Source organism: Streptomyces sp. NPDC002446 (assembly GCF_053595675.1).
Map to the genome: position 1 here is coordinate 1 of NZ_JBSFYC010000178.1, position 1035 is coordinate 1035.

1 protein-coding gene is annotated in these 1035 nt (G+C 74.5%); it reads left to right on the forward strand.

What is annotated here, in order from left to right; genetic code table 11:
- Nucleotides 1-582 precede the first annotated feature (582 nt).
- Nucleotides 583-1035, forward strand: a 453-nt coding sequence (locus ACWD6P_RS37075) for a peptidase inhibitor family I36 protein (RefSeq protein ID WP_451448622.1), incomplete at its 3' end; no start/stop codon positions are given.

The window sequence follows — 1035 nt, forward strand, 5'->3', positions numbered from 1 at the left end:
CGAGGAGGCGGCACAGTGAAATGCTCGTAGGAGCACGGCACGTGCCACTGCTCAGCGAGCCGTGGTCAGGAGTCCCGGTAGCACCTCCCCCGGCCGGCCGCGCGCCGTTCGCGTTTTGCCGGCCCGGCCCGGCCCGGCGCCCCGCACCGGCCAACGCGGTGCGTCCCGCCCCGGGTCAACGCCATGCGTCAACCAGCCGTTCCGTCCCGCCTCCCGGCCCACCCGCCGTACACCCCGCGGCAGTTGGGCTCCGCCGGCCGGGCGAATCCCTCATCCGGGTGAGCCGTCAGGGGAACCGTCCGCCCGGGTACTGCCCTCCGGGAGACGCCGGTACGTACCGGCCCGCGCCCGGCCCGGGGAGAACGGTTTCGGCGGCCGCCCGCACCGTCCCCGCCCACGTCAACTCCGCACACCGGCACCGCACTTCACGCCGTTCCGCTCGTCCACATACCTGATCCGGGTGGCGGAGGCGGCACGGCCTTGGCAAACGCGCCGCGCCCTCGCGAAGCTCGATGACGAACCCGCCGCGGCCGACCGGCCCGCGGCGGCAGACCGTCGCCGTACTCCACGGGGGAGATTCCCATGCGCCTTCGTCCGCGTCCGTCCCACACCACCGGTCCGTCCCCCACCACCGGACTCCTCACCGGCCTCACCGCGCTGGCCGCCACGCTCGCCCTGCCGGCCGCCCTCGCCACCCCTGCCGCGCACGCGGCCACCGGCCGCACCGCCGCCCCGGGCGACTGCGCCGCGGGCCAGCTCTGCGTCTGGCCGAAGGCGGACTTCGCCGGTGAGCGAGGGACCTACGAGCTCTCCGACACCGACATCGAAAGCTGCGTCCCGCTGCCCAAGGGGAACACCGCCGCCTCGTTCGCCAACCGCACGGGCCGGCCGGTCACCACGTACCAGAGCGCGGAGTGCGCCGAGACCGCCGAGTTCGACACTGCGCACCTCCGACCCGACGTACCGGGAGCTGCTCGGGGACTTCGCGTACGTACCGGTCGAGAGCGTGCTGCACCAGGACGAGAGCTGGCTCAG